General features: G+C 55.3%; 4 protein-coding genes. All 4 read right to left on the bottom strand.

The features are described 5' to 3' along the window. A partial coding sequence (locus ACK59L_RS08725) for a hypothetical protein (RefSeq protein ID WP_409273039.1) occupies positions 1 to 342 on the bottom strand: 342 nt, incomplete at its 3' end. 89 nt (positions 343 to 431) lie between these two features. Continuing rightward, positions 432 to 3701: a type I Zorya anti-phage system protein ZorD gene (gene zorD / locus ACK59L_RS08720; protein WP_409273037.1), complete on the bottom strand. Its 3270-nt coding sequence runs from the start codon at positions 3699 to 3701 to the stop codon at positions 432 to 434. Beyond that, entirely contained in the window at positions 3701 to 5329 is a 1629-nt protein-coding gene (gene zorC / locus ACK59L_RS08715) for a type I Zorya anti-phage system protein ZorC (protein ID WP_409273035.1), read from the bottom strand. The genes zorD and zorC overlap by 1 nt, the downstream gene beginning before the upstream one ends. Beyond that, a complete protein-coding gene (gene zorB1 / locus ACK59L_RS08710) occupies positions 5326 to 6069 on the bottom strand; it encodes a type I Zorya anti-phage system protein ZorB1 (RefSeq protein ID WP_409273033.1) in 744 nt (247 codons plus the stop codon). Before zorB1 ends, zorC begins: the two co-directional genes overlap by 4 nt. Positions 6070 to 6078: the final 9 nt, after the last annotated feature.

The raw sequence follows: 6078 nt of genomic DNA, 5'->3' as shown, positions 1-6078 counted from the left end.
TTCTTTTAGCGAATCATGACTGGAGATATAGTTATTCTCATTAACGAACTCTTGCGTGATTAAGTATTTCCCTCGACAAAGCTGATCATTAGCAAAAACATAGATTGCCATGCAGTCGAGATCGGTGAGCCTAGAAATAAAATAACAAACGTTGTCATGATCTTTCCAGGTAGCGCCAAGCTCGGTCTCTTTTACCTCACTCGGGCTCATCCCCCACCTGGACTTTCTGAAAGAGACGCGGCTATCCCTTATCGAATTCTCGCAAAAAAACCAAGTCCCATCTTGATTCACCTGGATTCTTTTCCCATCATCTGTAGTAGCAAACATAACTTCTCCGATCATCGTGTTTCGCTTATTGTAGATAGGCCGCCTTCACTATACGCGCTTTCTTGCAAGTCGGTGCTGCAACGCAAATAGCCAGATATCAGCCGTTAAAATTCACTGCGGTCGGCAGGCATATGTCCAAGCAGCGCCTCAAAATCAGAAGCCTGAAGCTCCGAAGCCCCACTCAACATATCTCGCGCCAATGCTCGCCGCTTACACAGCAGCTCATCCAGAGTCGCCTCAAACGTCGGCATCGTCGCATCTCGAACCGTCGGGTAGTAGACATACACATCCTTTTGCTGCCCAATCCGATAAGCCCGATCCGTCGCTTGATCTTCCTTGGCCGGGTTCCAGCAACGCGTGAAGTGAATAACGTGGTTGGCGGCCTGCACGTTCACTCCGAATCCGACGGCGATAGTGGACAGGATGATGACGGCGAAACCTGGCAGCTCCTGAAATTGATCTATCAGCCTCTGCCGGCTATTGGCGCTCTGACTGCTGGTACTGGTATCACCATTGATGACCGTCGCCCGAAACCCGAAATGCTGCTGAATCGCGTGCTGCAGTTCCCGCTGAATATCTCGCAACTCGGTAAAGAGGATGACCTTGTCGCCGTTGCCAGCCCTTTTGATCGACTCGAGCGTCTGCATCAACCACTGCAGCTTCGGCGAGTTGTCGCGCAACCGCGTGTCTGGCTGAACGCTGTAAGGATGAGCACAAATCAGCTTGAGCTTGTGCAGCAAACCCAGCATGCCGGAGGTCTTTTGATCTAGCTGCTCTTCGATCTGCTGCTTTTGGCTGTATGCGGAAATTTCGGACAGATACAGGTTACGCTGCAGGGTATGCATGCCAAGTGAACGGCATGCTGCGTCTTCGATTTTGGCCGGCAGGTCCTTGGCGATGTCCTGTTTGGTGCGCCGCAAAGTCTGAGGTTCAATAAGCCCACGCAGGCGTTCCAACGCATCCGTATCGCGCTCCAGTGCGGCTTCGATGGGGCGCTGATAATCGCGACCGAACTGGTTCAAACCGCCCAGGAACCCTGGCTGAATGAAGTCGAACAGACACCAGAGATCAATCAGGGTGTTCTCGACCGGCGTACCGGTACACGCCACTCGGAACCGTGCGGGGATGGCTTTGATCGCCTGAGTCACCAGTGCTGCAGGGTTCTTCAGCTTCTGAGCTTCGTCGCACACAACGATGGACCATTGCTGGCGCGCCAGGGAGAACTCCTGATCACGCAGTGTCTCGTAAGTCGTCAGGACGATTCGGGCATCGCACATCCAACCTGGGCGCAGCAGGTTCTTGATGCCTTTGGCTTTCAAGTCCGCTGGGATTTCATCTTTCTTGAACTTCACTGCACTCAAGGCTGAGCCGTACAGCTTCAATACAGGCAGCGCGTCAGCAAAGAAGAAACGGTGAAGCTCTCGCTCCCAGTTATCGAGCAACGAAACCGGAGCGACGATCAGTGTTGGCTGATCGTTTGGGTACTGTTCCAGGTACCAGACCAGGAAGGTGAGCAACTGGATCGTTTTCCCAAGTCCCATGTCATCAGCGAGCAAGCAACCCGATACGTCCGTGGGGGACAAGCGGAACAAATGCTGCAACCACGCCACGCCTTGCAGCTGATGGTCACGCAGAACGACTTCAGGCTTGAGCAAACCGGGCAACTCTGGCGTTGCATCCAAAGCGGCGCGTAAAGCTGCTTGACGTACCTGTACGTAAGTCGGCTCGTCAATGTTGTGGCCAATTTGCAGTACGGCGCGGCCAACTTTCTCCCGCTGCTCAACCTGGCCGGTCTCGACAGGTGCAATCTTCTTCGACCAGGCATCCAACAGTTGTTCTGCTGCGGCAATCGAGAGTGGTGTTTCGGACTCTGGCAAACAGACCGTGTCATCACCGGCAGCGCGTGCTTCATCCAGCCGCTGCCCAAACGCTTCAAATTGAGTACGATCGGAAGGATCCCACCGACCCAGGATTTCTGCGTCGATGCCCAGCGCTGCCACATCTTTCGGCAACCAGTTCTCGGTCGCCTCTTTGACCAGGAAAGGCGAAGTAATTCTTTCCGCCTCACCAATGCCTGTCACACGGTCGCCGTAGAGAGAAAGGTCCAGGACCGATTCAAACTCGATTCCGGCCGCTTCGTTTTGCCAACGCTTGAGCAGGTCATTGATGCCTGCCAACTGGCGCAAATCAAAATCGCTGAGTTCCAGCTCATAGCCCTGCCAGAAGCCTGCAGGCATGCCGGCGGCCAACTTCAGGTGCAGTTCATGCACAAGCGGCGCGAATTCATGGGCCGCTTTGAACTCAATTTCGATAGGCGCCTGCGGGGTTGGAGAAATCGGCTCGAGCGTCAGTGTTACCTGCTCAATACGCTGGCCCGCTTCATCCAGTTGGGGTTCCAGATGGAAGCGATGAAAGAAAATACCGGCCTCAGCGAGCTCGTCTTCATAGGCTTCGGCATCCAGCACGTGTGCGGCACTTTCGCCGAGCGAGCTGTAAGGGTTACGGACGAATGAAAGGGCATCGTCACCAGCAACCCGACGCCCGGGTAACGAACGCACGTAGTCCAGTACCGATTTGACTTCAGGCTCAATCAGAACATGAGTCAGCGAGCCATCGTCACCCGTTACCCGGTATCGATCCTGAACCTGCTTGGCACCGTCAAAGCTCTCAAGCCAGTTGGCCGGCTGGCCATCAAAGCTCGGTTGCAACTCGATAACTGGTGTGTCGCCAAGCTTCGACTTTCGTGGGTTGAGCCGCAGTTTCTCGGGTTTGATAACGACGGTCTTATCCAAGAAGCCATCCATACCAGCGCCAGCCTTGCGCGCCAGCTTTCTGATGCTGGCCCAGCCGATCTGGTTGGTCACTTCACCGGGCTCATTTTGTTGTGCCAGATAAAGCTGTCGTACAGCACCGGTCAGTTTCCAGGACGCCTCAGGCAGCATTTCTGTGGCTCCCTGATGTTGAACGATGGCCCCCGTTCGCTGCACCTGCACGCTGGCATTGGACTGCGGATCACGCCAGCCACTGATGGAGACCTTGAAATCGTCGGAGGCAAGGCTGCCCTGGCTGCTCAATTGTGGGATGAGGCCTGTCTGCGGCGGCAACCCCAATAATGGCAGGCTTGTTTCGTGCACTGCCTCATCCAGCAGCCGGTAGAGCTCATCCCACGTCAAGAGCCAGCGATCGCTCAGCTGGGAGACGAACTCCTCTTCTTCCAGCTGATCAAGGTAACTCGCCAGCGACCAGGACTCCGTACTCTCCGCCAAGCTCAGGGGATAGCAGATACCCTGCTCCTCAATGGAAAAAACCGGCTCAGTATTTTCTACTGCCGAATTCTGCTGCAGGCCAATGCCTTTGAGGAAACGCTTGAGCATTACTGTCTCCAAAACCGGAGTGGCTGGTTATTGACGGGCCTGAAGCCCAGGCGCTGCAGTGCAGTTACGGCGGCCGGGTCATGGTCATCAAGCTGGACCTGAAATGCACCGCCGCGCTCGCGCTGATCATAGACCTTGTGTTTGAACGACTTCAGAGCGTCACGGACCTGGTCTTCAAAAGGCAACAGCTTGGCTGAACCTGCCGCTGCGGCCTGACTCTGTACACGAATCCCCCATTGCTCAAGGGCATAATCGAATTTGCTGAGCCAGCCCTCTATGCGGTCCGGGCGGCTAGGTGCAGGCGAATGCCGCATTCGATCCAGTGCACGGCCAGGCTGCTTCAGCTCGCTCGCCCATTCGAGCTGCAACTTGTCTGGATTGAAAGGCGACTTGTCTGCTTGATACACATAGCAGGCATTACCCGTACCGGAGAACTCCACAAAAAAGTAGTTCCCGATCTGCATGATGACAGCGTTGTTGTGACCGGGGCCGCCTACCAGTCGGCTAAGGCGCCCTTTGTTCTTCTCTCGGAAGTGGACGAAGTCTCGCCCGCTGTCATGCCAGGCATCCGAACCCATGACAATCCGGGTGTAACTCATCTGATTGGCAAAACGCAGCCAATAATGCAGACGTGATTGATCGACCTCTGCTTCGCCTTTGAGCAGGTTGAAGAAGTGCTCCAGATCCTCCTTCGCAAACCACGCAACGACCATCGCACAAACGTCTTTTTCAACGTACTGCAGCCAGCTGTTTTGTCTGGAGCGGATCTGTGGGCTGCCCCAATTGTCGAGCGCGAGCTGCTTGAGCAGCGACGACGGTTTCTCTCGATAAGCTGCCAAGTGGTAACGGGACAGGCATGCACTTAGAATGTCGTTCATGTACCGCGGATGCTGACGGCCGATGTCGACAAGGTCGGCCAAGCGCTGAGAAAACTCGGCATCATCCAGCATGAAAATGCGAGAAATCAGTACGCTGAAGATCCTGCGCCACAGCCAGCTGTTATCCGGAATCTGAGCAATCGTCTGCAATGCCGAAAGGTCGCTGATCTCGCCCTTGAACATCTGGTCACCCAGCGTGGCACCTGCCTGCTCGGAAAAAAGCTCCTGATGCTGCTGAACGATCTGCACCCACTCCTTCTCCCGCTTCTGCTGGTCTCTGACACATTCGAAACCAAGCTGAACGTCTTCGCGCAACAGACACCAATTGTCGTTCTGCGCAGGCGTAGCGGCGTCGTACCCAAAATAGCTGAAGCACAACGCCAACCAATCCCGGCGGCTCAGACTTCGCTTTTCGATACGCTGATGCACTTCTTCGTGCACCCGGGCGTAAAGCTGGTCATCCTCCAGTATCGGCCCGACGCGCTCACTCTTGTCGGAAAGGCCGGCGAACACCAAGCGCCATTCCGAGGCATTGAGTGGCAGTACATTGCGAAACTTGCTTATCGCAGCACGGCGCTTTTCTTCGGGTGGCGGCAAGGCCTTTTCAGCGCGCTCGAATCGCTCGTAAAGATCTACTCCCGCAGCAGCCAGGCGGGGAAATCGCTCCAACGGTTCTGGGGCCTGCACCGTGCGATGAGCTGACAGGCTTTGGCTAATGGCGGCGGAAAGCCTCGCGATCGAACTGGTCATCGGTTCATCGCCAACTGACATTTTTCCACATCAGTATTAGTGAACACCGGCACATCAGGCTTGAGACTGCTCTCCTTCTCCTTCAAGCCAAAGAACTGCATGCGCAACTCGACTCGCCGGCTTTCTTCCTTAGTGTCCTTTGCATTGTTGAACGACACACCACCCGCCAGAAACATCGATCTAATCTGCTGTTGATGCTCCGGCGACAATCCGACCTGGAGCGGGCTACGACTATCGAGCAGGCTGCACATCACCCACTCCGAACGCTGCAGTGACAGGTGCAGGTTGTAAAGGTAGGAACCATCGGTATCGGTAGACCCCTCGATCACGACCTGCTTGAACCACTTGCGCCCCTCTTCACTGTTGGCCGCGTCTAGAATCATCGGCACGACCTCCTGAAGTGCCGATTGGCCATCGTTGCTCAGCGCGTACTGGTTGTGCCCAAAGCGGCCAGCATCGCCGAAGCTAATCCGGTTGTCCTTGCAGTCCACGACGATGGTCTTGCTGGCAGTCTTCGCCTTGAGGCTCAGGTGCTCGCAAATCTGACTGATGTCCCTACTACGCTGCTTCTCCCCCTGTTCCGCCTGGTTGATCCGCTGAGTCACGGAGCTCAAAGCCGCCACCATGACCACGAGAAACAGAATCATCATCGCGGTCATCAAATCAGCAAAGGAAATCCAGAAAGGCTTCTCTCCCTCGTCCTTGGAACGGGCAGCGGAAGGCATTTGCTTACCAAACATCGACTAGCC

The sequence above is a fragment of the Pseudomonas sp. KCJK9111 genome, assembly GCF_046231935.1.
Lineage (GTDB): Bacteria > Pseudomonadota > Gammaproteobacteria > Pseudomonadales > Pseudomonadaceae > Aquipseudomonas > Aquipseudomonas parafulva_B.
Note: the sequence above shows the minus strand (reverse complement) of the source record. Positions and strands in the feature narration are given on the sequence as shown.